The sequence below is a fragment of the Burkholderiales bacterium genome (assembly GCA_023511995.1).
Lineage (GTDB): Bacteria > Pseudomonadota > Gammaproteobacteria > Burkholderiales > Thiobacteraceae > Thiobacter.
In genome coordinates this window covers 19,694-43,206 of record JAIMAL010000004.1, presented here as the reverse complement: position 1 = coordinate 43,206, position 23,513 = coordinate 19,694, and the positions used below count along the sequence as shown (strand labels likewise).

Annotated in this window: 21 protein-coding genes; 12 read left to right on the top strand and 9 right to left on the bottom strand. The window is 66.5% G+C overall.

The genetic code is table 11. The features are described 5' to 3' along the window. Positions 1-39: 39 nt before the first annotated feature. A complete protein-coding gene (locus tag K6T56_03200) occupies positions 40-1,278 on the top strand; it encodes a methyl-accepting chemotaxis protein (GenBank protein ID MCL6555352.1) in 1,239 nt (412 codons plus the stop codon). Positions 1,279-1,290: 12 nt separating this feature from the next. Next, the gene (locus tag K6T56_03195) at positions 1,291-2,073 is read left to right on the top strand and encodes an MBL fold metallo-hydrolase (GenBank protein MCL6555351.1); all 783 of its coding nucleotides are present in this window, start codon (positions 1,291-1,293) and stop codon (positions 2,071-2,073) included. 33 nt (positions 2,074-2,106) lie between these two features. Here K6T56_03195 and K6T56_03190 read toward each other — a convergent pair whose 3' ends face one another. Further along, a complete protein-coding gene (locus K6T56_03190; protein MCL6555350.1) occupies positions 2,107-2,556 on the bottom strand; it encodes a histidine phosphatase family protein in 450 nt (149 codons plus the stop codon). Positions 2,557-2,610: 54 nt separating this feature from the next. On the opposite strand from K6T56_03190, the gene K6T56_03185 reads away from it, so the two are divergent. The 5 genes from K6T56_03185 to lysS all read left to right on the top strand — a co-directional run bounded on the left by K6T56_03185 (position 2,611) and on the right by lysS (position 9,500). After that, the gene (locus K6T56_03185) at positions 2,611-3,648 is read left to right on the top strand and encodes a hypothetical protein (GenBank protein MCL6555349.1); all 1,038 of its coding nucleotides are present in this window, start codon (positions 2,611-2,613) and stop codon (positions 3,646-3,648) included. 27 nt (positions 3,649-3,675) lie between these two features. Beyond that, positions 3,676-5,367, top strand: a complete 1,692-nt coding sequence (recJ, locus tag K6T56_03180; GenBank protein MCL6555348.1) for a single-stranded-DNA-specific exonuclease RecJ — start codon at positions 3,676-3,678, stop codon at positions 5,365-5,367. Further along, complete coding sequence (locus tag K6T56_03175) at positions 5,367-6,632, top strand: MgtC/SapB family protein (protein MCL6555347.1); 1,266 nt, start codon at positions 5,367-5,369, stop codon at positions 6,630-6,632. The genes recJ and K6T56_03175 overlap by 1 nt, the downstream gene beginning before the upstream one ends. Before the next feature lie 117 nt (positions 6,633-6,749). After that, positions 6,750-7,854, top strand: a protein-coding gene (gene prfB / locus K6T56_03170; protein ID MCL6555346.1) for a peptide chain release factor 2 whose coding sequence is annotated in 2 segments (ribosomal slippage) — positions 6,750-6,830 and positions 6,832-7,854 — 1,104 coding nt in all. Because the reading frame shifts where the segments join, the coding sequence is not laid out codon by codon here. Positions 7,855-7,985: 131 nt separating this feature from the next. After that, a complete protein-coding gene (gene lysS / locus K6T56_03165; protein ID MCL6555345.1) occupies positions 7,986-9,500 on the top strand; it encodes a lysine--tRNA ligase in 1,515 nt (504 codons plus the stop codon). 15 nt (positions 9,501-9,515) lie between these two features. On the opposite strand, the gene K6T56_03160 is transcribed toward lysS, so the two are convergent. Together K6T56_03160 and K6T56_03155 are read right to left on the bottom strand one after the other, a co-directional pair. Continuing rightward, a complete protein-coding gene (locus K6T56_03160; GenBank protein MCL6555344.1) occupies positions 9,516-10,748 on the bottom strand; it encodes a beta-ketoacyl-[acyl-carrier-protein] synthase family protein in 1,233 nt (410 codons plus the stop codon). Next, positions 10,745-11,002: an acyl carrier protein gene (locus tag K6T56_03155; GenBank protein MCL6555343.1), complete on the bottom strand. Its 258-nt coding sequence runs from the start codon at positions 11,000-11,002 to the stop codon at positions 10,745-10,747. The genes K6T56_03160 and K6T56_03155 overlap by 4 nt, the downstream gene beginning before the upstream one ends. A gap of 355 nt (positions 11,003-11,357) precedes the next feature. Here K6T56_03155 and K6T56_03150 point away from each other — a divergent pair, with 355 nt between their 5' ends. From K6T56_03150 to K6T56_03140, 3 genes are all read left to right on the top strand, one after another. Continuing rightward, the gene (locus K6T56_03150) at positions 11,358-13,739 is read left to right on the top strand and encodes a heavy metal translocating P-type ATPase (protein ID MCL6555342.1); all 2,382 of its coding nucleotides are present in this window, start codon (positions 11,358-11,360) and stop codon (positions 13,737-13,739) included. A 22-nt stretch (positions 13,740-13,761) separates the two neighbouring features. Beyond that, complete coding sequence (locus K6T56_03145) at positions 13,762-13,971, top strand: copper ion binding protein (GenBank protein ID MCL6555341.1); 210 nt, start codon at positions 13,762-13,764, stop codon at positions 13,969-13,971. 180 nt (positions 13,972-14,151) lie between these two features. Beyond that, positions 14,152-14,448, top strand: coding sequence for a hypothetical protein (locus K6T56_03140; GenBank protein MCL6555340.1), 297 nt, complete (start codon positions 14,152-14,154; stop codon positions 14,446-14,448). Positions 14,449-14,482: 34 nt separating this feature from the next. Here K6T56_03140 and K6T56_03135 read toward each other — a convergent pair whose 3' ends face one another. Both K6T56_03135 and rimO read right to left on the bottom strand, forming a co-directional pair. Continuing rightward, positions 14,483-15,523, bottom strand: a complete 1,041-nt coding sequence (locus K6T56_03135) for a hypothetical protein (protein MCL6555339.1) — start codon at positions 15,521-15,523, stop codon at positions 14,483-14,485. A gap of 74 nt (positions 15,524-15,597) precedes the next feature. Next, positions 15,598-16,914: a 30S ribosomal protein S12 methylthiotransferase RimO gene (gene rimO / locus K6T56_03130; GenBank protein MCL6555338.1), complete on the bottom strand. Its 1,317-nt coding sequence runs from the start codon at positions 16,912-16,914 to the stop codon at positions 15,598-15,600. 126 nt (positions 16,915-17,040) lie between these two features. Between rimO and K6T56_03125 the strand changes: the two genes are divergently transcribed. Continuing rightward, on the top strand, positions 17,041-17,247 hold the full coding sequence (locus K6T56_03125) for a hypothetical protein (GenBank protein ID MCL6555337.1): 207 nt from the start codon (positions 17,041-17,043) through the stop codon (positions 17,245-17,247). On the opposite strand, the gene K6T56_03120 is transcribed toward K6T56_03125, so the two are convergent. The 4 genes from K6T56_03120 to K6T56_03105 all read right to left on the bottom strand — a co-directional run bounded on the left by K6T56_03120 (position 17,182) and on the right by K6T56_03105 (position 22,721). Continuing rightward, on the bottom strand, positions 17,182-17,958 hold the full coding sequence (locus K6T56_03120) for a ZIP family metal transporter (protein MCL6555336.1): 777 nt from the start codon (positions 17,956-17,958) through the stop codon (positions 17,182-17,184). The genes K6T56_03125 and K6T56_03120 overlap by 66 nt on opposite strands. Before the next feature lie 55 nt (positions 17,959-18,013). After that, positions 18,014-20,830 carry a diguanylate cyclase gene (locus tag K6T56_03115; GenBank protein MCL6555335.1) on the bottom strand — a complete coding sequence of 939 codons (2,817 nt, stop codon included), beginning with the start codon at positions 20,828-20,830 and terminating at the stop codon, positions 18,014-18,016. A 194-nt stretch (positions 20,831-21,024) separates the two neighbouring features. Further along, positions 21,025-21,771, bottom strand: a complete 747-nt coding sequence (gene pgeF, locus K6T56_03110) for a peptidoglycan editing factor PgeF (GenBank protein ID MCL6555334.1) — start codon at positions 21,769-21,771, stop codon at positions 21,025-21,027. Further along, the gene (locus K6T56_03105) at positions 21,768-22,721 is read right to left on the bottom strand and encodes an RluA family pseudouridine synthase (protein MCL6555333.1); all 954 of its coding nucleotides are present in this window, start codon (positions 22,719-22,721) and stop codon (positions 21,768-21,770) included. The genes pgeF and K6T56_03105 overlap by 4 nt, the downstream gene beginning before the upstream one ends. Here K6T56_03105 and K6T56_03100 point away from each other — a divergent pair. Then, positions 22,720-23,508, top strand: a complete 789-nt coding sequence (locus tag K6T56_03100; GenBank protein ID MCL6555332.1) for an outer membrane protein assembly factor BamD — start codon at positions 22,720-22,722, stop codon at positions 23,506-23,508. The genes K6T56_03105 and K6T56_03100 overlap by 2 nt on opposite strands. Positions 23,509-23,513 lie beyond the last annotated feature (5 nt).

The window sequence follows — 23,513 nt, the reverse complement described above, 5'->3', positions numbered from 1 at the left end:
TGCTAGCGGACGATGCTTGGTGAGTTGGAGGAAATGATCATGTTACCTAGACTGACGCTGCAAAACCGCATCTGGCTGTGGGCCGCCTTTGCCACCGCGGTCTTTTATGCCGCTATCGGCGTGGGCTGGCTGGCTCTGGACCAGGTGATTGACCTGGCACAATCGCCCACCACGGACAGCATCGCATCCATGCTGGCCGTGCGCGACCAGGCCCGCCTCTTGTTCGTAGTGCTCGCCGTGGTCGCCGCCATCGTGGGCACGGGCATGGGGCTGGCCGCCCTGCGTCGCCTGCATTCCGGACTGAAACAGGCCATGTACGCCGCAGACGCCATTTCCGAAGGACGCCTCGACCATGAGGTGGATTGTCGCGGCACGGATGAAATGGCCCAACTGGCGAGCCACATCGCCTCCATGCGGGACCATCTGCGTCGCTTGGTGCAGGAGATCAAAAGCCAGATGGGATTGTTGACGGAGACTTCGCCCGCATTGCAGGCGGCAGCTGACGACAATGCACGCGTGATCACCACGCTGGTCCGGGAAATTCACGACGTGGGCGCGCTGGTGGGGCAATTACAACACACCCTGGGCGAAGTGGCCGAACGCACGGCCCGGGCGCGGGAGCTCACGGAACGCACCAGTGAAACCGCCACTCAAGCTGCTGCCCTGGTCACCCAGGGAGCGGAAGAGACGCGCAGCATCGCCAGCCTGGTGGGCGCCACCGCCGACTCCCTGCGCGGCCTGGATGCGCACACCCGCGACATCCGCGGCATCGTCCAGGTCATCCGGGAACTGGCCGACCAGACGAATCTGCTCGCCCTCAACGCGGCCATCGAGGCCGCCCGCGCGGGGGAACAGGGGCGCGGTTTTGCCGTCGTTGCTGACGAAGTGCGCAAGCTTGCCGAACGGACCACCGCCTCCAGCGACCACATCACTGCGCTGGTGGAGAACGTCGCCCACGCAGCGCAAAAGGCCGTCGAAATCATGGAACAGACGGTAGCCGGCGTGCAGGCCGGTGCCGCCCGCTCGGCTCAGGCTGCTCAGGCCATGCACGACATCGGTCGCGCCCAAGCAGACGTGGTGGCGGCCGTGGAGGCCATCGCCCACGCCCTCATGCTACAGCTCGCCGCCACCCGGACCATCGACACGCAGTTGGACGCGATGCGCACCCACTCCACCCGACTCGCGCAAAGCAGCCAGCACACCACGGCCACCGCGGCAGCGCTCGCCAATGCGGCAGACGCGCTCAAGCGAAGCATCGATCGTTTCCATCTCACCTGAAGGAGCTCGCCCATGCCCCTCACCCTGTACGACGATGGCCGGCACGTCTGCCTCGCGTTCACCGATCTGGTCACCGACGAGTGCACCATCGACCATTGCGCGGTGCAGAGTAACCAGTTCCTGGTCGTGGATGACCACGTGGGGGCGCTCATCGACCCCGGTGGCAACATGACCTACAACGCGCTGTTCATGGCCATGCACGCCCATTTCCCGCCGCGCAGGCTCGCCTACGTGCTGGCCTCCCACGCCGACCCGGACATCGTCGCCTCCGCCAACAAGTGGATGGTGCACACCGATTGCAGGATCTACATCTCGAAACTCTGGGCCCGCTTCGTGCCCCATTTCTGCACCGTGGGCAACACCGCCGGTCGCATTGTTGCCATTCCCGACGAGGGCATGCGCATTCCACTGGGCAGAAGCGAGATCATCGCCCTGCCCGCGCATTTTCTCCACGCCGAGGGCAATTTCCACTTCTACGATCCGGTGAGCAAAATCCTCTTTTCCGGAGATGTGGGCGCCTCCATGGTGGAGGTGGCCAAAGCAGGCAGTCCCGTGGAGGACTTCGATGCCCATCTGCCCTATATGGAGCCCTTCCACCGGCGCATCATGGTCTCCAACCGCGCCGCCCGCGGCTGGGTGCAGATGGTGCGCAAGCTGGAGGTGGAATGGCTGGTGCCCCAGCATGGCCCGCCCTTCCGTGGCCGGGCCATGGTGAACCGCTTCCTCGACTGGTTCGAGAACCTGCCCTGCGGCATCGACCTCATGGGGCCGGAGATCTACCGCATCCCCGCCTGAAGGCCGACGCGCCCCGCGGCGCATCGCCACCGCCTACAGCAGGTCCGGTGCCATCACTGCGCGCAGCACGGTCTGCGCCTCGCCACCCCGCACGCGGTTGGTGAACCACCAGATGGCACCCTTCTTGATCACCCAGTCCGCCTCCTCGCCGGAAAGGAGGAGTGCCGCCACGCGGCCCAGGGTCGGCTGGTGGCCGACCACCACCACACTGCCATTCTCCGGCCAGCCCGCCGCCGCAAGCACCGCCGCGGGCGTGGCTCCCACGTCCAGCGCACGCACCACTTCCGGCTCATCCACCAAGTAGCTTGCGGTGCGGATCGCCCGCGTGGCGGGGCTGGTGAGCACTTTCGTTTCCTGGGGCAGCCGGGACTTCAACCACGCCGCCATGCGGCTGGCCTGTTTTTCCCCTTTTGCCGTGAGATCGCGGGCTTTGTCCGGCACCCCATCTTCCGCCTCGGCGTGTCGCCAAAGGATCAAATCCACTTGAACCTCCGATAAAAAACACCAGTGTAACCGGACGATGTTACATTTGCCGCCATGGAGTGCACCGTCGTCATTCCCGACCTCATTCCCCCGCGTCCGGCGGCGGCATTGGTGGATGTCTACCGCGACCTGCGTCTGCCCCGGCTTGCCTTTCTCCTTGCCCGCGCCAGCAAACGGAGCCTGCCGGGCACGTCGCTGGAAACCTGGCTTGGAAGGGCCTTTCAGCTCGCGGGAGAGGAAGTGCCCGTCGCCGCCTTAAGCCTGCTCGCCGAGCATGGAAATCCCGGCGAAGCCTGGTGGCTGTGTGCCGATCCCGTGCACTTGGCGCCCCAGCAGGGGGAGGTGAGGCTGATGGGGCCGGAAGCGCTCGGTCTGTCCCGCGCCGAGGCGGAACAGCTCATCGCCGCCCTGCAGGCCCATTTCACGGCGGGCGCGGCGAGTTTCCATGCCCTGCGCCCCGACCGCTGGTACCTGCGTTTTCCCCAGCCCTTGCGGCTTACCACCCATGCCCTTCCCGAGGTGGAGGGTCGCACCGTCAATGCCCTGCTGCCCAGCGGTGAGGATGCGCCCCGGCTGTTGCGGCTCCTCACCGAAGCGCAGATGCTGCTTTTTGCGCACCCGGTAAACCAGGCCCGGGAAGCCGCCGGCAGGCCGACAATAAACAGCCTCTGGCCCTGGGGCGGCGGACGGCTGCCCCTCGTGGAGGCGCGACCCTATGCCCACCTCTGGGCCGACGATCTTATGGCACAGGGGCTTGCCCGGGCCGCCGGCATACCCTTTGCGGCCCTGCCGCAGGGTGCGGCCGACATCCTCCCCACGAACCGGGGTGAAGGCGCCTTCCTCGTGGTGCTGGATGCACTGCGTGGCGCCGCCGCCCGGGGTGATGCCGAAGCCTGGCAGCGCCGCCTGCGCCAGCTGGAGGAGAAATGGTTCGCGCCCCTGGCCGAGGCATTCCGCAAAGGGCGGCTTGCCAGCCTCACCCTGCTTGCATTGGGCGCGCGGCACAACATGGTGTTCACCCTCAGACGCCGCGCCCGTTGGCGGTTCTGGCGCCGGCCGCGCCCCCTGGGTCACTACGCCGACATTTTCTGAGCACCGGCCAGACTGCATAATGTCACCATGACCCGCATCACCGTGCGCGAGGTGCCGCGCGATAAACTGGATTCCCTCATCCGCCACGGTGTGCCACCCCTTCTTGCGCGCCTCTACGCGGCACGGGGTATTGGCGATGCCGCCCAGCTCGATTGCCGCGCCCAGCACCTGGCCTCGCCCGACACCCTGCTCAACGCGCGGGAGATGGCGCGCCGGCTCGCTGATGCCATTGCGCTGGGCAGGCGCCTACTCATCATCGCCGACTATGATGCCGATGGTGCCACCGCCTGCGCCGTCGCCCTGCGTGCCCTGCAGAGTTTCGGCGCCGATGTCGATTATCTGGTGCCCAACCGCTTCGAGTACGGTTACGGCCTGACGCCGGAAATCGTGCAGCTTGCCGCCGGCAAATCCCCGGACATCCTCATCACGGTGGACAACGGCATCGCCAGTCATGCCGGCATCGAGGAGGCCCGCCGCCTGGGGCTGGAGGTCTTCGTCACCGACCACCACCTGCCGGCGGAGTCGCTGCCAGCGGCGGCGGTGATCGTCAATCCCAATCAGCCGGGCTGTCCCTTTCCCAGCAAGCACCTGGCGGGAGTGGGCGTGATCTTCTATGTCATGCTGGCGCTGCGGGCGGAGCTGCGCACGCGGGGTTTTTATGAAAAACGCGAGGAACCCAATCTCGCCCGTCTCCTCGACCTGGTGGCCCTGGGCACCGTGGCCGACGTGGTGCGCCTGGATGACAACAACCGGCGCCTGGTGGCGCAGGGGCTCGCGCGCATCCGCCGCGGGGCGGCTTGCACCGGCATTCAGGCGCTGTTTGAGGTCGCCGGGCGTGACCCGGCGCGGGCCTCGCCCTGGGATCTGGGTTTCGCCCTTGGCCCCCGTCTCAATGCCGCCGGACGACTCGACGACATGTCGCTCGGCATTGAACTCCTCACCACCGACGACGCCGAAGCGGCGCTTCTGCTGGCCGGACAACTGGACAGCCTGAACCGGGAACGGCGGGAAATCGAAGCGGACATGCAGCAGGCGGCGCTTGCCGCAGTGGAGAACATCCGCAACACCCACAGCCACAGTGTCGTGCTGTTCGACCCCGGCTGGCATCAGGGCGTGATCGGCATCCTCGCCTCGCGTCTCAAGGACAAATTCCACCGTCCCGCCATCGCCTTCGCCCCCGGCGGCCCCGGCGAACTGAAAGGCTCGGGCCGTTCCATTCCCGGCTTCCATCTGCGCGATGCCCTGGACCTGGTCGCCAAACGCGCGCCCGACCTTTTGCGCAGATTCGGCGGTCATGCCATGGCGGCGGGTCTGTCCATCGGAGAGGAAGATTTCCCCCGCTTCGCCCAGGCCTTCGAAGCCGTGGCACGGGAACTCATCCCGCAACACGTTCTCACCCGCACCCTGGAAACCGACGGCAGCCTGCCCGTGGAAGAGGCCCACCTCCAGCTTGCGCGCCACCTCGCCCATGAAGTCTGGGGCCAGGGCTTTCCCGAGCCGCGCTTTTTTGACGAATTCCGGGTGCTTTCCCAGCGGGTGGTGGGGGAGCGCCATCTGCGCCTCGTGCTGGAACGCGAGGACCGGCGTTTCGATGCCATATGCTTTTTCCGCACCGATGAGCTGCCGGAGAGGATCGCGGCCGTCTATCGACTGGACATCAACCACTACAATGGCAATGAAACATTGCAGTTCGTGGTGGAGCACTGGCAGGCTGCGTGATGGAAGACTTTTTCCCGCCCGATTCGCCCTTCGGCCAATTGTTCCCTTTCCTGGTCAGCCTGGGTCTGGGACTCCTCATCGGCCTGGAGCGGGAACGCAATCCCCGCGCCAAGGCGGGCTTGCGCACTTTCGCCCTCACCGCCCTCTTGGGCACGCTGTGCGCCATGCTGGCGCAAACCACGGCTTCGCCCTGGCTTCTGGTGGCGGGCTTTGCCGCGGTGGCGGCCTATATCGTCACCGCCTATCTGGGCGAGGCTTTGCCGGAGACGGAGCCGGGCACCACTACCGAAGCGGCGCTCCTCGCAAGCTACCTCCTCGGGGCGCTGGTGTGGCATGGGGAGCGGGAACTCGCCATCATGCTCGCCATCGTCATCACCGTGCTCCTCTATTTCAAGCCCGAAATGCAGGGCATGGCCCGCCGCCTCACCCGACGCGATCTGGTTTCCATGCTCCAGTTTGCGGTGTTGAGTTTCGTCATCCTGCCCATCCTGCCGGATCGGGACTTCGGCCCCTTCCACGCCTTCAATCCCCACCAGACCTGGCTCATGGTGGTACTCATCTCCGGCATCGGGCTTGCCGGCTACGTGGCGCTGCGTCTTTTCGGCCAGCGTTATGGCACCCTGGTGCTGGGCTTCCTCGGCGGCCTGGTGTCGAGCACCGCCACCACGCTGGTCTATGCCCGGCACGGGCGCACCCATGCCGAGCTCATGCCGGTGGCCGCCACCGTGATTGCGCTGGCCAATCTCGTCGTCCTCGCGCGCCTGGCCGTGCTAGCGGCGGCCGTGGCGCCCGGCGTGCTGCCGACTCTCCTGCCGGTGCTGGGCGGCGGTTTCGTCGTGGGGCTCGTCATCACCGGCCTCCTCTGGCAGCACACACCCACAGGCGAGCTGCCGGTGCCGGAGACGGCCAACCCCACGGAACTCAAAACCGCCATCGGCTTCGCGCTCCTTTATGCTCTCATCCTGTTCATCGCCAGTTGGGTTTCCGCCCGCGGCGATGCCATCAGTCTCTATGGCGTGGCTGCGGTGGCGGGCATAGCCGATGTGGATGCCATCACGCTATCCAGCCTGCGCCTCTTCAGCCTGGGCAACCTGGGCGCCCTGGAGGTGACGCGGCTCATCCTCGCGGCCTTTCTCGCCAACCTGGTGGTGAAGCTGGGGCTTGCCTTCGTCCTCGGCGGGCAGGCCCTCGGCCGGCGGACGCTGCCTCCCATGCTGGCAACGGGGGTGGGGGCCGCCGCCATGCTGCTTTTCACCGCCCGCTGAAGGCGCCATGCCCTGGGAGAGGCCTGCCGGGGATGCGCCAATGATCCCGGTGCCTCACCTTCGGCAATGTGGAGCGCGGCGTTTCACGTTAAAATAAGCGTTTTTGCGGAAATCCCCATGGAAGCAGAACGTCTCAATGCCCTCGCCCACCGTCTCGACGATCTCGCCCAGCGCAGCGCCGAGTTACGGAGGTATCTTTGACTTCGAAGGCCGGCAAACCCGTCTTGCCGAGGTCGTCCAGCAACTGGAGGACCCCGCAGTCTGGAATGACCCCAAGCAGGCCGAGGCCCTGGGCAAGGAACGGCGCGCCCTGGAGGCAGTGGTCCACACCCTGAGCACCCTTGACGCGGAGCTGCGCGATGCGCGCGAGCTCTTCGAGATGGCGCGCGCGGAAAACGACGACGCCACCCTCGAGGCCCTGGAAGCCGACACGCGCCGGCTGGAGAACACCGTCGCCGAGCTGGAATTCCGGCGCATGTTCTCCAACCCCATGGACCCCAACAACTGCTTCATCGACATCCAGGCCGGCGCCGGCGGCACGGAGGCCTGCGACTGGGCCGCCATGCTGCTGCGGCAGTATCTCAAGTATTGCGAGCGCAAGGGCTTCAAAACGGAGATTCTGGAGCAGACCGAAGGCGATGTGGCCGGCATCCGTTCCGCCACCATCAAGGTGGAAGGCGATTACGCCTACGGCTACTTGCGCACGGAAACCGGCGTGCACCGGCTGGTGCGCAAGAGCCCCTTCGATTCCGCCGGCGGCCGCCACACCTCCTTCGCCAGTGTCTTCGTCTATCCGGAGGTGGATGAGTCCATCGAGATCGACATCAACCCGGCGGACCTCAAGATCGACACCTTCCGCGCCTCTGGAGCGGGCGGCCAGCACATCAACAAGACCGATTCCGCAGTGCGCATCACGCATCTGCCCACTGGCATCGTTGTCCAATGCCAGAACGACCGCTCACAACACCGCAACAAGGCGGAAGCCATGGCCATGCTCAAGGCACGCCTCTACGAGCTGGAGCTGCGCAAGCGTCAGGCGGAACAGCAGAAACTGGAGGCCGCCAAATCCGATGTGGGCTGGGGCCATCAAATCCGCTCCTATGTGCTGGACCAGTCGCGCATCAAGGACCTGCGCACCAATGTGGAGGTGGCCAACACGCAGAAGGTGCTCGATGGGGATCTCGATGTCTTCATCGAGGCGAGTCTCAAGCAGGGCGTCTGATTCGATGGCCCGCCCCCCTTGTCGCAAGGGATACTGCCGGGCATCGGCATCCCATGCCCGCGTGGCAGGCCTTTTGCCGGCGGCATATACTGGAGCACCATTGTTCACGCCCCACAGAGCCGAGTGATTCCATGAACGACGCGCAGCCCACTCACGACGAAAACCAACTCATTGCCGAGCGCCGCGCCAAGCTGCGCGCCCTGCGCAACCAAGGCGTGGCCTTCCCCAACGATTTCGAGCGGGAGCACCTCGCGCAGGCCCTTGCCGCCGCCTACGAAGACCGCTCGCGGGAGGAGCTGGAGGCCCTCGCCGTGCCGGTGTCCGTGGCAGGGCGCATCATGCTCAAGCGGGTGATGGGCAAGGCAAGCTTCGCCACCTTGCAGGACATGAGCGGACGCATCCAGATTTACGTCTCCGACGACCACACCGGCCAAGCCGCCCACGACGCGTTCAAACACTATGACCTGGGCGACATCATCGGCGTGCGTGGCGTGCTGTTCAAGACCAACAAGGGGGAGCTGTCGGTGCGGGCCAAGGAGGTGCGCCTCCTGACCAAGGCCATCCGCCCTCTGCCGGACAAGTTCCATGGCCTCGCGGATCAGGAGCTCAAATACCGTCAGCGCTATGTGGACCTCATCATGAACGAGGACTCCCGGCTCACCTTCGTCCTTCGTTCGCGCATCGTCCAGGCCTTTCGCGATTTCCTCAATGCCCAGGGTTTTCTCGAAGTGGAAACGCCGATGATGCACCCCATTCCCGGCGGGGCGGCGGCGCGGCCCTTCGTCACCCATCACAACGCGCTGGACATGCCCCTGTATCTCCGCATCGCCCCGGAGCTCTATCTCAAGCGGCTGGTGGTGGGGGGCTTCGAGCAGGTGTTCGAGATCAACCGCAACTTCCGCAACGAGGGCTTGTCGCCGCGGCACAACCCGGAATTCACCATGCTGGAGTTCTACGCGGCCTACAAGGACTACCGTTTCCTCATGGACTTCGTGGAAACCATGCTGCGGGAAATCACGCAAAAGGTGCTGGGCCGCACCCGCATCGAATACCAGGGCCGTGGCATCGATTTCGCCAAACCCTTCCAGCGCATGACCATGGTGCAGGCGGTGCTGCACCATCACCCGGAATTCACCACCGCCCAGCTTTCTGACCGCGCCTTCCTCATCCGCTGGTTCGAGGAGCATGGCGTGGAGTACCGCAAGGAGGATGGCCTGGGCGGGCTGCAGACCACCCTCTTCGAGGAGACCACCGAGGCACTTCTCTTCGAGCCCACCTATATCGTGGACTATCCGGCGGAGACCTCCCCGCTGGCGCGGCGCAGCGACAAGCATCCGGAAATCACCGAACGCTTCGAGCTCTTCATCGCCGGGCGGGAGATCGCCAATGGCTTTTCCGAGCTCAACGATCCCGAGGATCAGGCCGAGCGCTTTCTGGAACAGGCCCGGCAGAAGGAAGCGGGCAATGTGGAGGCGATGCACTACGACGCCGATTACATCCGCGCCCTGGAATACGGCCTGCCTCCCACTGCCGGCTGCGGCATCGGCATCGACCGCTTTGTCATGCTCCTCACCGACCGCGCCAACATCCGCGATGTGATCCTCTTCCCCCATCTGCGGCCGGAATCCCACCCGCGGGGGGAGTGAGTGGCGAAAGCCGCCTCAGTCGAGGCGTCTGGCCACCAGCACGGCGTTAGTGCCGCCAAAGGCAAAGGAATTGGACATGACCGCCTCGAGGGGCACGTTGCTGCGCCCCACGTGGGGAACGTAATCGAGATCACAGGCCGGGTCCGGCAGGAAAAGATGGGCCGTGGGCGGCACCGCCTGTCTGGCCAGCGCAAGCAGGGTCACCACCATCTCCAGCGCCCCCGCCGCCCCCAGGGTATGGCCGTGCATGGACTTGGTGGAACTCACGGCAAGCCGGTAGGCGTGCGCGCCGAACACTTCCTTGATGGCGGCGGTTTCCGCCTCATCACCCACCTGGGTGGCCGTGCCGTGGGCATTGATGTAGCCGATGGCCTCCGGCGCCAGTCCCGCATCCTCCAGCGCGCCGCGGATGGCGCGCACCTGGCCCTCGGCCGAAGGCTTGGTGATGTGGGCGGCATCGCTGGACAATCCATAGCCCACCATTTCCCCGTAGATTTTCGCGCCCCGCCCCCGCGCATGTTCCAGGGATTCGAGAATGAGGATGCCCGCCCCCTCGCCCAGCACCAGGCCGGTGCGATCCTTGGCAAAGGGCCGCGAAGCCGCCTGCGGCCCTTCCGGCGGCTCCAGGGCGAGGGTGTGCAGGGCCTGCCACGCCTTGACGATGCCGTAGGCGAGGAGCGCCTCACTGCCCCCCGCCACCACCACGTCCGCCTGGCCGTGCTGGATGAGGCGCATTCCCTCACCGATGGCCACGGCGGAAGAGGCACAGGCCACACTGTAGGTGAGGGTGGGCCCCTTGAAACCCCAGGCGAGGGAGATGTGCGCCGTCGGCGCATTGTTCATCACCCGCAACACGGTGGTGGGTTTGAGGCGCGCCGCCTTTTTCTCGTAGACTTCCTTGTAGGACTCATCGAGCGTCGTGGCCCCACCCATGCCGGTGCCAAGATAGACCGCCACCCGCAGCGGATCGACGCTGCCGGGTTCGATCCCGGCATCGCGCAGGGCTTGCTGCGCGGCGATCATGGCGAGCTGGGTGACGCGGTCCGTCCCCGTCGCCTCCTTCGGGCAATGGGGGGCGAGGTCCTCAGTGATGCGGGCCGCCACGCAGTGCATGGGATGCGGCCCCATCTCCACCGGCAGCCGGCTGATGCCGGACCGCCCCGCCATGAGATTGGCAAGAAAGGGCTCGCAGCCGATGCCGCAGGCCGAGGCCACGCCCAGCCCCGTGACCACCACACGCCGTGTCATGCAGGGGCACTCCCGCCGGCCTGTTTGGCCGCCAGCAGACGGTCCACCATGTTCACGATGTCCTGCAGCGTCTCGATTTTCTCCCGCTCTTCGGAGAGGACGATGTCGAACTCGCTTTCCAGCGTGAACATGAACTCGATGACCGACAGCGAATCGAGACCAAAATCCTCGAGCCTGCTGTCGGGCTTGAGATCGGCTTCGTTGATGTTGAATTCCTTGGCGATCAGGCTGCGAATCCGTTCGTAGGTTTCCATGGTTCCCCCTTCCTGAGGACGACGGCTTGCGGCGCACCCGGCGCATTCCGACACCGTAGTCCGCTACGCACCGATGCCATTGTCAAACATCCGCGCGCCGGGGGCAACCCGCATGCCCCCTTGGCTACAATAACGTCCATGGGGAGGCAGTCTTGAAGCCCTGGGAAAGCCAAACCAAAACGGACGCGACGACCCCCGAAGGGGGCGTTGAATCACGGAAGACGTGGAGGGGCTCGGGAGAGTTTCTGATACCCGAGGTCTAATTGCTGGTGTGGAGGACGCAGAAGGCCCCGGAACAATTCCTGATCCCTGATTTCTGATGCCTGATCCCTGATCCCTGACCCCTGACCCCTGTATGAACGACGAAACCCGCATTGAGCTACCCATTGAGGGGATGACCTGTGCCGCCTGTGCGGCGCGGATCGAGAAGGCCCTGAACCGCCAGCCGGGGGTGAAGGCAGAGGTCAATCTCGCCGCGGAAAAAGCGCGTATCGTCTACGACCCGCGCCAGGTAGCGCCCACCGACCTCATCGCCCTCATTCGCAAAAGCGGCTTCGAGGTGCCTCCCCAACGCGTCGATCTCGCCCTTGACGGCATGACCTGCGCCGCCTGCGCCACCCGCATCGAGAAGGTGCTCAATGCGCTGCCCGGGGTGGAGGCGCAGGTGAATTTCGCCGCCGAACGGGCGCAGGTCCGTTTCGATCCGGGCCGTGTCTCCACGGCAGACCTCATCCAGGCGGTGCGGCGCGCCGGCTACGAGGCGCGGCCCATCCTGGCGCGTGACCGGGAAGCCCTGCGGCGGGAACGGGAGGCGGCCTGGCGGCGGGAGCTCGCGCTCTTCTCGCTTGCTCTGCTCCTCACCCTGCCCCTCCTCCTGCAGATGGTGGCGCCCCTTTTCGGACTGCCCCATGAGCTCCTGCCCCGCTGGTTGCAGCTGATCCTCGCCACGCCGGTGCAATTCTGGGCGGGTCGCCGCTTCTATGTGGGGGCCTGGCATGCCCTGCGCGGCGGCAGCGCCAACATGGACGTGCTGGTGGCGCTGGGCACCAGCATGGCCTGGCTCCATTCTGCCGTAGTCACCCTCTTCCGCCTCGATCAGCACGTCTATTTCGAGGCTTCCGCGGCGGTGATCACCCTCGTACTGCTGGGCAAGCTGCTCGAGGCGCGAGCCAAGAGCCGCACCTCCGCGGCGGTGGAAGCCTTACTGCGACTCACCCCGCGCACGGTGCGCGTGCGGCGCGGAGAGACCGTGCGTGAGATCCCCCTCGACGAGGTCCGCGTCGGCGACCTCTGCGAAGTGGGAGCCGGGGAGCGGGTACCGGTGGACGGTGAGGTGGTGGAGGGGGATTCCAGCGTGGACGAAGCCATGCTCACCGGGGAGAGCCGGCTACGGCGCAAGACCGCCGGCAGCAGGGTCTATGCCGGCACACAGAACCTGGAAGGGCGGCTCATGATCCGCGCCATCAGCGTGGGGGCGGACACGCAACTTGCCCACATCGTGCGTCTGGTGGAGGAGGCGCAGGGATCCAAGGCCCCCATCGCGCGGCTGGCGGACAAAGTCTCCGGCATCTTCGTGCCGGCGGTCATGACGGTGGCGCTACTCACCTTCGCCCTCTGGTGGACGCTCGCGGGGGATTTCACCCAGGCCCTCATCAATGCCGTCGCCGTGCTCGTGATCGCCTGCCCCTGTGCCCTGGGGCTCGCCACCCCCACGGCCATCATGGTGGGCATGGGCCGCGGCGCCCAGGCCGGCATCCTGGTGCGGGATGCGCGCGCCCTCGAGCTTGCCGGGCGCATCGACACCCTCATCGTGGACAAGACCGGCACCCTCACCGAAGGCCGGCCGGGGCTCACCGACATCCTGCCGGCGGCGGGCGTGGAGGAAGCCACCTTGCTGGGCCACGCCGCAAGCCTTGAACAGGGGTCGCGTCATCCCCTGGCCGTGGCCATTCTCGACGAGGCCGCGCGGCGGGGCCTCGTCCCCCGGCCGGTGAGCGATTTCGTAAACGTGGCCGGCAAGGGGGTTTCGGCCCGGCTGATGAACGGGGAAGACGAAACCTGGTACGCCGGCTCGCCGGCCTGGCTCAAGGAAATGGGCGTCCCCACCGCAGGCGGGGTGGAGGCCCTGCTTGCCCAGGGCAAGACGGTGGTGGGGGTGGGCAGCCGCAGCCGCTTCCTTGGCTGGCTTACGCTTGCCGACCGCCTGCGGCCGGACACGCCGGCGGCGGTGAGGCGGCTCAAGGGCATGGGTCTGCGTCTTATCATGCTCACCGGAGATCACGCCCATACCGCGCGCGCCATCGCCCAGGCTGCAGGTATCGAGGAGTACCTGGCGGAAGTGCTGCCGGCGGACAAGGCGGCGGCAGTGGAGCAACGGCGCCGGGAAGGCCGGCGCGTGGGCATGGTGGGGGATGGCATCAACGATGCCCCTGCGCTTGCCGCCGCCGATGTGGGCTTTGCCATCGGCAGTGGCGCCGACGTGGCCATCGAGGCGGCGGACATCACCCTCATGGGCAACAGCCTGATGAGTGTGGCCGATGCCATCTCCCTTTCCCGCGCCACCCTGGCCAAGATCCGGCAAAATCTCTTTTTCGCCTTCGTCTACAACGTGCTGGGCATTCCCCTGGCCGCCCTGGGGCTGCTCAATCCGGTCATCGCCGGCGCCGCCATGGCCATGAGTTCGGTCTCGGTGGTGAGCAATGCCCTGCTCCTCAAGCGTTGGCGGCCCGGACTTTGATTTCGCAACGGAAGGAGAAGCCATGTTGGAAAACATCACCCTCGATGTCAAAGGCATGACCTGCGGCGGCTGTGCCAACAGCGTCAAGCGGGTGCTCACCGCCATCGATGGCGTGTCGCTGGTGGAGGTGGACCTCAATACCGGCAGGGTGGATGTCAACTACGACCCGGCCCGCGCCCGGCCGGAGCAGTTGAAGACCGCAATCCGCGAAGCCGGCTACGAGGTGAGCTGACCATCATCCCGCGCAAAAGCATCAGACCCCGGGGGTGGCCCGGAACATGCGGCGCACCGGCGGCCGCGGGACAAAAAGGGCACGCCTGCCAAGCCCCTCCCTGGGCGGGGAATGGACGGGGCGCGCGCAAGGGCGTACAGTGTGCCCCTCGGCGTGAAAGCCGTGATCCGAGGTGAAGCCATGAACGACCCCACTTCCCATCAGGAATTGACCAAGGAACAGCAAATCCTGCGCGTGATGCGCAAGGTGCTGGCCGCCGTGGTCAAGGACGTCACCCCTGTCGGCGGCCGCCCCAATCCCCTGCGGGAGAGCACCATCCGCGACATCCGCGAGTGTTTCGGCCTCATCGCCGCACGGGAAAGGGAACTGGCCGAACAACTGGGACTGGCCCCCATGCGGCCCTACTATCCCGACGAGGCGCCCAAGTCGGCCAAGGTGGTGAAACTCGTCCGCCCGGCAAAAAACGACGGCGAGTAAGCCTCCGCGACCAGGGATACGCTGGAGTGCCGGGCTAAAGCACCGCCGAGTCGGCAAGCTCGGCGAGCCTGCGCTCCCGCTCGGGGTCGGCGGGGTCCACCGCCAGGATGCGGCGCGCCACGGCCTCCCAGTGCTCCCGTCCCCTTGCCACGGTTTCGGCAAGCCGTGACCAGTTGCCCGCCTCGAGACTCTCCCGGTAGGCGGCATAGGCGGCGGGGAAGAGCTTGCGCCGCATGCCGGTGAAATTGCCGAAGTAGAAGTGGATGGAACTGTCCACGCCCCGTTCCAAGAGCGTGGGCAGCGTCACCAGGCAGTCGGCGAGATGGTCGCGCACCGCGCGGGCGACGATTTCCGGCTTGTGCCGGGTGCAGCCGGCCAGCACCGTCTGCCAGCGCGCTTCACCGAGGCATTCCCCCGCCAGCCCCTCGCCCAGTTCGTGGAGGATCATCGCCTCCCCTTCCACCTCGGTCATGCGTTCCAGGGCGGCATCGGGATGGGCGTCGAAGTCGTAGCAGGCGAGCGCCCGCCCCAGGGCATTGTCCTGCCGCTTCCAGCTCCACTCCTCCACCTTACTCCAGAGGAAATCCTGCACCGCCTCCCGCCGCAGATAGATGGTGCGGTTTTGCAGGGCCGCGGGCGGCGCGATGAGATCGCGGGCATACTCGCAATCGGCAACGAGCACGGTGAAACCCTGGCGCACTTCATGCCGGTGAAGGCGCGCAAGAAAGAAATGGGGGCGCTGGAAGCGGCCGATGCCGCCGCCATAGACATAACCCTCCGGCACGAGATCGGCGTTGATGGCCTCGGTATCGAAGGGATCGCGTGGGCCGGAGGGCACCGGCACCGGGCGGTAGTCCTGATCCTCCAGGTCCTGCCAGAGCGCCTCCCGCTCCGACAGCCACGCCCCCAGCTCTTCCTTGGGCAAACGGGCAAAGTGGGGCAGGCTGTGCTCCCAGCGGTAGAACTGGCGCATTTCCAGGAGATAGGTGCACATGGTCATGTCCTGGGCATGCCGCGCATCGTTGATGTAGCAGTTGGTCTGGACGGCCTCGATGATGTGGTGGAAATTCTGCATGGCGGCACTCCTCGCTGACCTAATCCTAGCATCCCGCCTGCCGGCTGCGGGCAACATCCCCATGGGGCTCGGGGTCAAGGGGCAAGATGCGCCCAGAGATCGTGGGTGTCGGCGTCGGTCACCGTGACCTCGACGAATTCGCCAGGGTGGAGATCCTGACCGTCGGTGACATAGACCAGACCGTCGATTTCCGGCGCATCGGCCACCGAGCGGGCGATCGCCCCTTCTTCGTCCACTTCGTCCACCAGCACCTTAAGCCGCCGCCCCACGCGCCCCTGCAGACGCTCGCGGCTGATGTCCTCCTGCACCAGCATGAGCCGCTGGCGGCGTTCCTCCTTCACCGCCTCCGGCACCGGGTCAGGCAGTGCGTTGGCCGCTGCACCCGCCACCGGCGAATAGGTGAAACAGCCGACGCGGTCCAACCGGGCTTCCTCCAGAAAGGCGAGCAGCGCCTGGAAGTCCTCTTCCGTCTCACCAGGGAAGCCGACGATGAAGGTGCTGCGGATGACGAGCTCCGGGCAGATTTCCCGCCAGCGGCGGATGCGCGCCAGCACGTCCTCCGTAGCGGCGGGGCGTTTCATGGCCTTGAGGATGCGCGGGCTGGCGTGCTGAAAGGGAACATCGAGATAGGGCAGGATGCGGCCCTCCGCCATGAGGGGAATCAGCTCGTCCACATGGGGATAGGGATAGACGTAGTGCAGACGGACCCACACCCCCAATTCCCCCAGGGCAGTGGCCAGTTCCGTAAGACGCGTGCGCAGGGGCCGGCCGTTGTGGAAGCCCGTGCGGTATCTGACGTCCACCCCGTAGGCGCTGGTGTCCTGGGAGACTACCAGAATCTCCTTCACGCCGGCCTCAACCAGGCTTTCCGCCTCCCGCATCACCTCGTGCACCGGCCGACTGACGAGATCGCCGCGCAGGCTGGGGATGATGCAGAAGGCGCAGCGGTGATTGCAGCCCTCGGAGATCTTGAGGTAGGCGTAATGCCGCGGCGTCAGCCGCACCCCCTGGGGCGGCACCAGGTCCAGGAAGGGATCGTGGGGCCGGGGCAGGACGGTGTGCACCGCCTCCATCACCGCCTCCAGGGCATGGGGACCGGTCACCGCCAGCACCTCGGGATGGCGCGCCATGATCACCTCCCGCCGCGCCCCGAGGCAGCCGGTGACGATCACCCTGCCGTTTTCCTGCAGCGCCTCGCCGATGGCATCCAGGGATTCCTCCACCGCGGCGTCGATGAAGCCGCAGGTGTTGACCACGACCACATCCGCCTCCGCATAGCTGCCCACCACTTCATAACCCTCGGCGCGCAGGCGGGTGAGGATGTGTTCGGCATCCACCGTCGCCTTGGGACAGCCAAGGGAGACAAAACCGATTCTGGGGGCCGTTTTCATGGCAAAACCTGTGTGGCTGGGGAAACGTCAAAAGCCGGCCAGGCCCGGCTCCAAGGGGGCTTTCTGCCTTGCCCCTCTGATCCTCTACAATGGCAGCGGAACCATGGCTCGCGGGGGATGGATCCCATGTATATCGTTGTCATCGGCTGGCTTTATGTGGTCCTGCTGATGGCGCTCACGGCAAAAAGTTTCAGCCAAGGGCTCATCCTTTTCCTCGCCTGGGGCGTGCTGCCGGTAGCGAGCCTGCTCTGGCTCATGGGTCGCAGGCTACGCAAGGTGGCCCGTCAATCCCTCCACGCCCAGGATGGTGGCCACCCCGAGGGCAATCAATGACACCTGCTGCAGGGTGGCGCGCAACTCCACCCGCCTGTGCAGGCCGGGGATGAGGTCGGCCACCGCCACGTAAATCATGCTCGCCGCGGCGAGCCCCAGGGCAATGGGCACCCATTGCTGCATCGATTCCAGGGTGTACCAGGCAAGCACCCCGCCCACCAGGGTGGCCAGGCTAGATGCCAGGTTGAGGGCGAAGGCCTGCGCCTTGCTGTAACCGGAATGGAGCAGGATGAGAAAATCGCCCACCTCCTGGGGGATTTCATGGGCGATGATGGCCAGCGCTGTGATGATGCCGAGGGGCACACTGGTGAGAAAGGCCGCGGCGATGATCACCCCATCGACGAAGTTGTGGAAGGTATCGCCGATGGTGATCATGAGGCCGCTGCGACCATGATCGTGGTGGTCCTGGTCCGGCGCGTGGGCTTCGCAGGCATCGGTGTGGCAGTGCCGCCACAACACGAGTTTTTCCAGAAGGAAAAAGGCGAGGATACCCAAAAGCAGCGTGGCGCTCACCCGCTCCACACTGCCCGCCTGCTCCACCGCATGGGGCAGGATTTCCAGAAACGCCGCGCCCAGCAGGGCGCCAATGGCGTAGCTCACCAGCACCGGCACCAGCGCCGCGCTGGCGGAAAAGGCCACCCCGGCCGCCACGGCAAGACTCAGCACCCCGCCGGCAAGGCTTGCCAGCACGATCAGACTCAGGCTGCTCACATTCACCCCGGCAAAATGGGCCGGCAAAAAGCGTGATTATCGCATTTGTCGGCGATCAGGGGGCCTTTCGGGGCCCATGGGTGACGGCCGGGATCCCTGGCGCCCTTGCCGGTTTTGGCCCCTCAGGCCTCAATGGGGGCGCAGCGCTCCCGCATCTGGGCCTCCACCTCGGCCGCCGGCATGGGCCGGCCGAAGAGATAGCCTTGGGCGAGGTCGCAGCCGTGCTCCTTGAGCCATTGCCACTGGGCGGGGGTTTCCACCCCCTCGGCCACCACGGCAAGATGCAGACTATGGGCAAGCTCGATGATGGCGCGGGCGATGGCGGCGTCGTTGGCATCCTCCACCACGCCGTCGATGAAGCTGCGGTCGATTTTGAGCGCCGTAGGGGAAAACGCTTGAGGTAGCTCAGGCTGGAATAACCGGTGCCGAAGTCGTCGATGGCAAGCCCCAACCCCAGCGCCCGCAGCCCTTCCAGGAGGGCGGCGCTGCGCTGGGAATCGCCCATGAGGATGCTTTCCGTCACCTCCAGCTCCAGCAGGCTGCCACACTGCCCCATGCCCGGCCCAGTGAGGATGGCCGCCACGTCGTCGAGGAGGCTTGCCTTGCCGAACTGGCGGGCGGAGAGATTCACCGCCACCCGCAGGGGCGGCAGCCCGCGCCGCTTCCACTCCGCGATCTGGCGACAGACGGTGGCAAGCACCCACTCGCCAATGGGCTCGATGAGCCCGGACTCCTCCGCGATGGCAATGAATTCGCCGGGGAGCACCAGGCCCCGTTCGGGATGGCGCCAGCGGATCAGCGCCTCCAGCCCCACCCAGGCCCCATCTTTCACCCGCACCTGGGCCTGGTAGAAGACCTCGAATTGCCCCTCCCGCAGCGCGCGGCGTAGGCCGGTTTCCATTTCCAGGCGGTGACGCACCTCGGCGTTCATTTCCGCCGTATAGAAGCTGTACCGGTTGCGCCCCTCGTGTTTGGCACGGTACATAGCGGTGTCGGCGTTGCGCAGGAGATTGTCGGCATCGGCATCGTCGATGGGATAGAGGGTGATGCCCAGACTCGCCGTGACGTCCACCTCCCGTCCCTCCACCTCGTAGGGCTTCGCGATCACGGCAAGGAGCTTTTCCGCCACCCGGGTCACGTCCTGGATGTGGCGGACACCGGATACCAGGATGGTGAACTCGTCTCCACCCTGTCGCGCCACCACGTCGGAAGCCCGCAGAGCGGCGCGAAGCCGTGCCGCCACCTGGGTGAGCAGCCCATCTCCCGCGCTGTGCCCCAGGGTGTCGTTGATGGTCTTGAAACCATCGAGATCGAGGAAAATCACCGCCAGCAGGGTTTCATCCCGCTGCGCCTGGCTCATGGCCTGTTCCAGCAGCTGGCGGAATAACGTCCGGTTCGGCAGGCCGGTGAGGGCATCGTGGGTGGCCTGGCGCAAAATCTCCTCCTCGAAGCGTTTGCGCTCGCTCATATCGCGCACCACCGCCACCACCCAGGTGCCCTGCTCCGTTTCCAGGGGCCCGAGGCTCACATCCACCGGGAAGACCGTGCCATCCTTGCGCCGCGCCACCAAGTCAAGGCCTGGGCTACCCATTTCCCTCAGCCGCGGCTTTTGCATGTAGGCTGCGCGCATCTCCCGGTGGGGCGCCCGCCGCTCCTCCAGTAGCAGTAGCTCGATGGGCTGTCCCAGAAGTTCCTCCCGGGCATAGCCGAAAAGGGTTTCGCAGCGCCCATTGGCGATGACGATGCGTCCCGCAGCATCGGTGAGCAGGATGCCTTCTGGCGCCACCTCCAGCACCCGCTCGAAACGGAGCTGGGATTGCTTGAGGACTGCGCCCAGGGCATCGAGACTGCGCGCAAGTTCCCCCAGCTCGCCGCTCGCCTCGATGCCGGAGCGGGCACTCCACTCCCCCGCCGCCAGGCGATGCACCAGACCACGCAGGGCCGTGAGCTGCCGGATGAGGAGGCGTTCGCTGATGAGCCAGGCGAAGCCGAAAAGGATTAGCGTGGCCAGGACGAGGAAGAGGGTCTGGCGGATGAAGCGGGCCCGCAGGGGCTTTTCGATCGCCGCCAGCGGCACGCTCACCGCCAGATGTGCCACCTCCTCCTGCCCCACCCGCAGGGGGACATGGGCGATGAGCCGCCCCTCGCCTGTCGCCTCCAAAAGCCCCTCCCCACCGCGACGGATCGCCTCCACCAGGGCGGGGTCGGAATGGGGCCGGCCCACCCGCCCCTCATCCGCGGGCACCCGAGCCAGGACGATGCCTTCCCGGTCCAGGAGGCTTGCTGCCGCCCCCGGCCTGAGGCCCGTCGTCTCCAAAAGGCGCTGCAACCACAGCACGTCCAAGGCGGCATAAACCACCCGCCCCACCCGGCCCTCCTGATCCACCACGGGCCAGGCCACGGGCAGGACCGGCCGCGCGGTGATGCGCCCCAGGATGTAATGGCCGGCGACGAAGTCACGGCGGCTTTGCGCCGCCTGGTAGTAGTCGCGGTCACCCAGGTAAGTGCCCGCGCCTTTAGCGAGGTCGCACAGCACCCGCCCGTCCGGACCGATGACACCGATGTTTCCATAGCCGGAAGCCGCCAACTCCAGGCCGGCAAGCCTTGCCTGGCAGGCCGGCCCATCGCCCCGGGCCACCTCGGGCAGGGCCGCCAGGACCGAAAGCAGGGTACGCGTCTGATCGACGAAAAGGCGCTGTTCCCGTGCCGCAGCGCGGGCGTGCGCCTGCAAGGCCTCCACCGCCCGCGCCCGCTCCGCGCGCCACTGCTCATAGAAATCCCAGGCCATGCCCGCCGCCCAGGGCAAAACCACCAGGGCAAGCAAAAGCAGTAAACGGCCGCGCAGGCTGGCAAAGAGAGGAAACCGGATCATCCCGGCTTTCAACGGCAGCCAAAGTCGGAACTTGAGCCAGGGCGATGGCGGCGTTTTCGCAAACCAGACCGCGGTTCAAACCCCGGGGAGGCAAAGGCACCCGAGGAATAAAAGGGAGCTCCGCAGAATTTCGGGAGAGTTTCCGAGCCCTGATCCCTGCCCTCTGATCCCTGGACCTGTCCCCTGCCACCCCCTCATCGCCGCTCAAGCCAGATGAGGCTCGCCATGCGGCCGGTGGCGCCGTCGCGGCGGTAGGAGAAGAAATGCGCGGGCTCGGAAAAGGTGCAGCGGCCGCCGCCATACACGGCCTGCACGCCGGCGCGGGCGAGGCGCTGACGGGCGAGCTGGTAGAGATCGGCGCGCCAGCGGCCCCTCTGCCCGGCCGCCTCGTCGGGGACGAAAGCGGCGGCGGCCGCCGGGTCATGGGCGAGGAAGGCGGCGCGCACCTCCTCACCCACCTGGAAAGCCTGCGGGCCGATGGCCGGCCCCAGCCAGGCGAGCAGCGCCGCGGGGTCGGTTTCCATGGCCATCACCGTGCGTTCCAGTACCCCCTGACAAAGACCCCGCCAGCCGGCGTGGGCGGCGGCCACCACCTGCCCGGCCCGGTCGCACAGCAGCACCGGCAGGCAATCGGCGGTGAGAACGACGCAGACCTCAGCCGGGGTGCGGCACACGCAGGCATCGGCTTCCCGGGGGCCGCCCCCCTCCACCCGATAGACCCCCGTCCCGTGCACCTGGCGCAGCCAATGGGGCTCGGCGGGCAAAAACGCCCGCAGCCGCGCCCGGTTTTCCGCGACATTGCGGGGATCGTCCCCCACGTGGTCGGCAAGGTTCATGCTGGCGTAGGCGCCCCGGCTCACCCCCCCGGCGCGGGTGGTGACGAAAGCCCTCACCGAAGCCGGCGCCGGCCAGTCGGGAACGAGCCAGGAGGAGGGCCTCATGGGGCGGCAAGTCCCGCGAGGAGGGCGGCGAGGTCGGCGGGCAGCGGCGCCTGCCAGCTCAAGCTGGCCCGGCTGAGGGGATGGGTGAGGGAAAGGGCGGTAGCGTGCAGGGCCTGACGGAAATGGCGCCGGCGGCCCTCGCGGGAGCCATAGACCGGATCGCCCAGCAAGGGATGGCCCAACGCCTGCATGTGGACGCGAATCTGGTGTGTGCGGCCGGTCTCAAGGCGGCATTCGACCAGACTCGCGGTGGCGAAGGTTTCCAGCACCCGGTAATGGGTGAGCGCCGGCTTCCCCCTTTCCACCACCGCCATGCGGGTACGTTCCTTCGGGTGGCGGCCGATGGGCGCCTCGATGCGCCCTTCGCCGGACAGCCGTCCCTCCACCACGGCGAGATAGACGCGGCGCACACTGCGGGCGGCAAGCTGCCGTTGCAGGTCCGTCTGGGCCTCGATGGTTTTCGCCACCACCATGAGGCCGCTGGTGTCCTTGTCCAGGCGGTGCACGATGCCGGCGCGGGGCACCGCCGCAAGCCCCGGTGCATGGTGGAGGAGCGCATTCATCAGGGTGCCGCTCCAGTTGCCGCTGCCGGGGTGCACCACCAGCCCCGCCGGCTTGTTGAGCACCAGGATGGCCTCGTCCTCGTAAACGATGGGGAGCACCATGGCCTCGGGCTGCGCCGGCAGCTCCCCCGGATGGGGACGCGGCACCACCCGGATTACGGCACCCGGCCACACTTTCTGCCGGGCGCGCGCGCTGGCGCCGTTGAGCCTCACGGCGTCGGCCTCGATCCAGGACTGAATGCGGGAGCGGGAGTATTCCGGCATGAGCAGGGCCAGCACCTGGTCCAGCCGGCGGCCGGCGAGCTCCAGCGGCACCACGAACTCCCGCGGGGGGGTGGCAGCGGCTGCGTTATAATCCCGGCTGTTCATCGTTGTGGATTCCACCATGCGCCACGCTCTGGCTTTGGCTTTGCTCCTCTGGCTTGGCGGCTGCAGCCTGCTTCCCGACCTGCAGGATGAAACCCGCGGCTGGTCGGCGCAGAAGCTCTACACAGAGGCCAAGGCCGCCCTCTCCGAGGGCGATTACGACAAGGCCATCAAATATTACGAAACCCTGGAAGCCCGCTTTCCCTACGGCCGCTACGCCCAGCAGGCGCAACTGGAAATCGCCTACGCCTACTACAAATCCCGCGAAACCGCTTCCGCGCTGGCCGCGGCGGACCGCTTCATCAAGCTGCATCCCAATCATCCCCATGTGGACTACGCCTACTATCTCAAGGGGCTGATCAACTTCAACGACGATCTGGGTTTCCTCGGCTATCTGGTGACGCAGGATTTGTCCGACCGCGATCCCCAGGCGGCGCGGGATGCCTTCGAGGCCTTCAAGGAGCTGGTGACCCGTTTCCCGGAAAGCAGGTACACCCCGGATGCCCTGGCGCGCATGAATTACCTTCTGGATGCGCTGGCCAAACACGAGGCGGCCGTGGCCCACTACTACTTTCGCCGCGGCGCCTATGTGGCCGCGGTGAACCGCGCCCAGAACCTGCTCAAACAGTATCCCCAGGCTCCGGCCAATGAGGATGCGCTGGCCATCCTCTGGGCGAGCTACGACAAACTGGGCCTCACCGAGTTGCGCGACGATGCGCGGCGCATCCTGGAGCGCAATTTCCCCCAAAGCGCCTATCTCAGGGGGAAACAGCCCGGCAATCCCCGCCCCTGGTACCAGTTCTGGTAGCGGGC

What these genes read in the sequence shown, in the direction of transcription:
- K6T56_03200 (MCL6555352.1), top strand. Translation starts at nt 40, where the DNA reads ATGTTACCTAGACTGACGCTGCAAAACCGCATCTGGCTGTGGGCCGCC.
- K6T56_03195 (MCL6555351.1), top strand. Translation starts at nt 1,291, where the DNA reads ATGCCCCTCACCCTGTACGACGATGGCCGGCACGTCTGCCTCGCGTTC.
- K6T56_03185 (MCL6555349.1), top strand. Translation starts at nt 2,611, where the DNA reads ATGGAGTGCACCGTCGTCATTCCCGACCTCATTCCCCCGCGTCCGGCG.
- recJ (MCL6555348.1), top strand. Translation starts at nt 3,676, where the DNA reads ATGACCCGCATCACCGTGCGCGAGGTGCCGCGCGATAAACTGGATTCC.
- K6T56_03175 (MCL6555347.1), top strand. Translation starts at nt 5,367, where the DNA reads ATGGAAGACTTTTTCCCGCCCGATTCGCCCTTCGGCCAATTGTTCCCT.
- lysS (MCL6555345.1), top strand. Translation starts at nt 7,986, where the DNA reads ATGAACGACGCGCAGCCCACTCACGACGAAAACCAACTCATTGCCGAG.
- K6T56_03160 (MCL6555344.1), bottom strand. Translation starts at nt 10,748, where the DNA reads ATGACACGGCGTGTGGTGGTCACGGGGCTGGGCGTGGCCTCGGCCTGC.
- K6T56_03155 (MCL6555343.1), bottom strand. Translation starts at nt 11,002, where the DNA reads ATGGAAACCTACGAACGGATTCGCAGCCTGATCGCCAAGGAATTCAAC.
- K6T56_03150 (MCL6555342.1), top strand. Translation starts at nt 11,358, where the DNA reads ATGAACGACGAAACCCGCATTGAGCTACCCATTGAGGGGATGACCTGT.
- K6T56_03145 (MCL6555341.1), top strand. Translation starts at nt 13,762, where the DNA reads ATGTTGGAAAACATCACCCTCGATGTCAAAGGCATGACCTGCGGCGGC.
- K6T56_03140 (MCL6555340.1), top strand. Translation starts at nt 14,152, where the DNA reads ATGAACGACCCCACTTCCCATCAGGAATTGACCAAGGAACAGCAAATC.
- K6T56_03135 (MCL6555339.1), bottom strand. Translation starts at nt 15,523, where the DNA reads ATGCAGAATTTCCACCACATCATCGAGGCCGTCCAGACCAACTGCTAC.
- rimO (MCL6555338.1), bottom strand. Translation starts at nt 16,914, where the DNA reads ATGAAAACGGCCCCCAGAATCGGTTTTGTCTCCCTTGGCTGTCCCAAG.
- K6T56_03125 (MCL6555337.1), top strand. Translation starts at nt 17,041, where the DNA reads ATGTATATCGTTGTCATCGGCTGGCTTTATGTGGTCCTGCTGATGGCG.
- K6T56_03115 (MCL6555335.1), bottom strand. Translation starts at nt 20,830, where the DNA reads ATGATCCGGTTTCCTCTCTTTGCCAGCCTGCGCGGCCGTTTACTGCTT.
- pgeF (MCL6555334.1), bottom strand. Translation starts at nt 21,771, where the DNA reads ATGAGGCCCTCCTCCTGGCTCGTTCCCGACTGGCCGGCGCCGGCTTCG.
- K6T56_03100 (MCL6555332.1), top strand. Translation starts at nt 22,720, where the DNA reads ATGCGCCACGCTCTGGCTTTGGCTTTGCTCCTCTGGCTTGGCGGCTGC.
- K6T56_03105 (MCL6555333.1), bottom strand. Translation starts at nt 22,721, where the DNA reads ATGGTGGAATCCACAACGATGAACAGCCGGGATTATAACGCAGCCGCT.